Origin of the sequence: Endobacterium cereale, from assembly GCF_009617585.1 — a bacterium.
In the GTDB taxonomy this organism is placed as follows: Bacteria; Pseudomonadota; Alphaproteobacteria; order Rhizobiales; family Rhizobiaceae; genus Neorhizobium; species Neorhizobium cereale.
The window spans coordinates 1-3216 of record NZ_WIXI01000019.1 but is presented as its reverse complement, the minus strand read 5'-3'; the positions used below and the strand labels follow the sequence as shown (position 1 = coordinate 3216).

General features: G+C 55.3%; 5 protein-coding genes and 1 pseudogene. 5 read left to right on the top strand and 1 reads right to left on the bottom strand.

Features of this window, described 5'->3' with window-relative positions; translation table 11 throughout:
- Both GAO09_RS29805 and GAO09_RS00075 read left to right on the top strand, forming a co-directional pair.
- A pseudogene (locus GAO09_RS29805) lies at positions 1 to 169 on the top strand (Fic family protein); the annotation flags it as partial.
- Between the two features lie 178 nt (positions 170 to 347).
- Positions 348 to 905 carry a response regulator gene (locus tag GAO09_RS00075; RefSeq protein WP_324185264.1) on the top strand — a complete coding sequence of 186 codons (558 nt, stop codon included), beginning with the start codon at positions 348 to 350 and terminating at the stop codon, positions 903 to 905.
- A 410-nt stretch (positions 906 to 1315) separates the two neighbouring features.
- On the opposite strand, the gene GAO09_RS29800 is transcribed toward GAO09_RS00075, so the two are convergent.
- Positions 1316 to 1762 (bottom strand): hypothetical protein, encoded by a 447-nt coding sequence (locus GAO09_RS29800; RefSeq protein WP_235937869.1) that lies wholly within the window; start codon positions 1760 to 1762, stop codon positions 1316 to 1318.
- A 353-nt stretch (positions 1763 to 2115) separates the two neighbouring features.
- Here GAO09_RS29800 and GAO09_RS00065 point away from each other — a divergent pair, with 353 nt between their 5' ends.
- The 3 genes from GAO09_RS00065 to GAO09_RS00055 all read left to right on the top strand — a co-directional run bounded on the left by GAO09_RS00065 (position 2116) and on the right by GAO09_RS00055 (position 3180).
- Positions 2116 to 2307 (top strand): CsbD family protein, encoded by a 192-nt coding sequence (locus GAO09_RS00065; protein ID WP_153352046.1) that lies wholly within the window; start codon positions 2116 to 2118, stop codon positions 2305 to 2307.
- Between the two features lie 168 nt (positions 2308 to 2475).
- The gene (locus GAO09_RS00060) at positions 2476 to 2673 is read left to right on the top strand and encodes a hypothetical protein (protein ID WP_153352045.1); all 198 of its coding nucleotides are present in this window, start codon (positions 2476 to 2478) and stop codon (positions 2671 to 2673) included.
- A 297-nt stretch (positions 2674 to 2970) separates the two neighbouring features.
- Positions 2971 to 3180, top strand: coding sequence for a cold-shock protein (locus GAO09_RS00055; RefSeq protein WP_153352044.1), 210 nt, complete (start codon positions 2971 to 2973; stop codon positions 3178 to 3180).
- Positions 3181 to 3216 lie beyond the last annotated feature (36 nt).

Below are 3216 nucleotides of genomic sequence, written 5' to 3'. Positions count from 1 at the left end.
TCAGATTACAGGCCTGTCCGCACCTACGGTCAACGCTGCTCTTGCCGATCTGGAGCGATTGGGCATCGTTGATGAGGTGACTGGCCGCAAGCGCGGCCGCGTGTTTAGCTATCGACGATATCTTGCAATTCTAAGCGAGGGCACCGATCCCCTGCCTCTCAGTTCATGAAAAATAGGTGGGCCAAAGGTTCGACCTTCATCAAGGTGAAAAAGGACGGCTTGGTGCCAGGCTCCTGAGCAGCGATGCGCTGACCACGCCGGACAGATGCTAAAAATGGCTCTTCAGAAAACCAATAAATGCGCGATACGCTAAGAGGCGGATTTCTCACGGCGGCGACAGCGCGATTATGGCAACGCTAATGGGCCACGCCGGGCAGAAAACGAAACGCCGCCACGGCGGGTCGGAAAATAGTTTCACAATTGTCGATAGTGCACGGGAACGAACGGCGCTTGCGGCTATTTGGTACGGTATTGGACATTCTAAGACTGAGGGCTTGAAGCAGAGCCAAACCGCTCCAACAGCAAAGACATGGCTCATGCATTCTCAGAAAATAACCGTCCTTGTCGTCGAAGACGAGGCCCTCATTCGGCTCGGAATCGTAGATGAGCTTCAGTTTGCTGGCTTCGAGATTTTTGAAGCCGATAGTGCTGACAGCGCGATCGCCATGATTGAGGGCCACCCCGAGATCAGGCTCATATTCACCGACATTGATATGCCTGGGACAATGGATGGGCTGAAGCTTGCCGCATTTGTCCGGGATCGATGGCCTCCGATCAGCATCATCGTTACCTCGGGCAGGGGCACCCCCGACGCTGCGGCCTTGCCCGCAGGCGTTCCTTTTCTCCCCAAACCCTATGAAATCGACCGCGTCGTGGCAATTATACGAACGCTTGTGGCGGCTTAGGAGGCAGTCGCGGGAAGTCGACGTCGTCCACCTGCGTCAGCAGCTTCCTCATTACTGCCCCGTGTACCCGCTGCTATCTCTTGCGATCTCCCGGCGATGGCTTGTCGGCTTCGGCGCCTGCGGTAGAGCGTGCAACCTCATTTTCTGCCTTCTCGCTACTTTCGGAACCGCCAGGATCATCCGTTCGTGCCAAATCCCGCTCAATCACCTCCCGAGAACCTTCTGCAGGGTCTTGCTCCGGATGATTATCCGAACCCTCTGACTGATCGCCTCGTAAGGCCTCCTCGATGCCTCTTTCGGCCTGTTTCGCGAGATCGTTTCGTGCAGCGTCGGCGTTGTCGGGGTCACTTCTCACTTGCATCACTCCTTTGATCTTTTTTGTCTTCTGACATGGTGTTCTCCTGTTCTGTTCACCGATCGCTAATGGAAGGCAGATGAAGGGCGATTTCTTGCCGCTTCCCGTGATCTAACGGTTCGACATGCGTTTGCCAGAATGCTTCGGCCTCAGTCGGGTCATCCTCCCAGGCCCGCACGCTGACGATATTGTCGTCAACCTTCGCGAGACGCCGACCACCGAGCCGCAGATACTCCACCGCTGTCTTGTGCGAGGGCGTCTCCGTCTTATCTGGGTGCAGCTGTTGTTCGACTTCCTCGTGGGATTGTCCAAGGACCTGGAGGAGTGCGGCATGTTCGGGTTTGCCGACGTTTTGTTCAAGAAAGACCCCAAGAGGCGTGCGGGTTTGATGTCCACCCGATGGCTCGTTGCCCACGTGAACGACGACGGTCTCACCGTCAGTCGTGTCCAATGACCACCGATCGCCGTTGGTGCTGCCCGAAAATTGTTTGATCTCACTCATAGGGATTGACCTTCTTTGGAGCAGGAGAAGTCCTCATCCGAGGCAATGCGATCAGCGCGGTTGTCCCGATGAGGCCGGTTTATAATAATCTCGTCTGCTGAAAGTTGCTGGCTGGTCGGCTCACGTAGCTGTACCGTGTTTGATCAACCCGCACGGGGCCCTTTCGTTCCGCGGTGTCAGAGTAGGCTACAGTTGCCCCAGATGGCAGAAGCGACAGCCACTTGGAACGATCGCGGATGGGATGAGTTTGATACTCAAGCGGTTCGTTGAACGGCCTAAGATGGACTTACCCGGCGTCTGACCGGATAGCGACTTGAAGTCCGTGCGATACCGTCAAGCAGGAGAATAAGATTATGGGTTCGACATCCGATAAGGTTTCCGGCAAGGCCAATGAACTCGCTGGCAAGGCAAAACAGGCCGTGGGCGATGCCACCGACAATCGCAGCATGGAAGCGAAAGGCGCGGCTCAGGAGGCCAAGGGCGATGCGCAACAGGCCAAGGGCCATGCCAAGGATGCAGTCAAGAGCGTCGTGGACAAGACCTGAACCTGAATTCCTTGAAATACGCAAGGCCCGCTTTCGAGCGGGCCTTTTTGCTGCCGATTGATCCCACCGCGCTTTTGCGGGACGCTGCGTGAAATGCTCTGCCATCCTCTAGTGGGCATGTTAGATGATGGTGGGTCTGTCGGTCGCATTTGATGTGGAGCGCTTTCTATGGGTTGGAAAACCCCTAAAATCGAGATCGTGAACGGTTACAAGATCGTTGAAGTGGATGGACCGACCTTCAAGGTCTTCGACGGCACTTTGCAGCTGGGGACCGATTTTCAATATTCCGGAGAGGCAAGCACATTCGCAAAGTCGCTACCGAAAGGGAACGCTGCGCTGCCCAAAGGACTCGGACCTCGTTTTTGATCTGCGTCGGCCCTTCCTACATGGCATCCAGCTACCGCGTAGAGAAGAGGTCTGAATGGCGCATGCCTTGGTGGAAGCACAACCAAAAGAGATGGTCGCTTCCGAGCTGGAAACTAAAAGTTGACTTTCGAGCGTGAACGACCTATCTATTGATTATCGATTTTTTGCTTTCTGAGCTTTGCTTATTGCGCGTTAGCACCGCGTCTTGAACGAACTTCCCTCTTCAGAACATCGGTTTCACCACTCGCGTGACCTTCGGTTCCGCGATCGATCAACTTTGCTTTGAAAGGGCTCATCATGACCACAGACACTGTAAAATGGTTCAATTCCACCAAGGGTTTCGGTTTCATCCAGCCTGACAATGGCGGCGCTGACGCGTTCGTCCATATCTCCGCTGTCGAGCGCGCCGGGATGCGCGAGCTCATCGAAGGCCAGAAGATCGGCTTCGAACTCGAGCGTGACGCGAAGTCGGGCAAAATGTCCGCTTGCAACTTGCAGGCAGCCTGATCGGTATCTGCTTCCCTTTGACCACGGATGTACTGG

Coding starts and splice junctions, on each gene's coding strand:
- GAO09_RS00075 (WP_324185264.1), top strand. CDS start 348: ATGGCAACGCTAATGGGCCACGCCGGGCAGAAAACGAAACGCCGCCAC.
- GAO09_RS00060 (WP_153352045.1), top strand. CDS start 2,476: ATGGGTTGGAAAACCCCTAAAATCGAGATCGTGAACGGTTACAAGATC.
- GAO09_RS29800 (WP_235937869.1), bottom strand. CDS start 1,762: ATGAGTGAGATCAAACAATTTTCGGGCAGCACCAACGGCGATCGGTGG.
- GAO09_RS00055 (WP_153352044.1), top strand. CDS start 2,971: ATGACCACAGACACTGTAAAATGGTTCAATTCCACCAAGGGTTTCGGT.
- GAO09_RS00065 (WP_153352046.1), top strand. CDS start 2,116: ATGGGTTCGACATCCGATAAGGTTTCCGGCAAGGCCAATGAACTCGCT.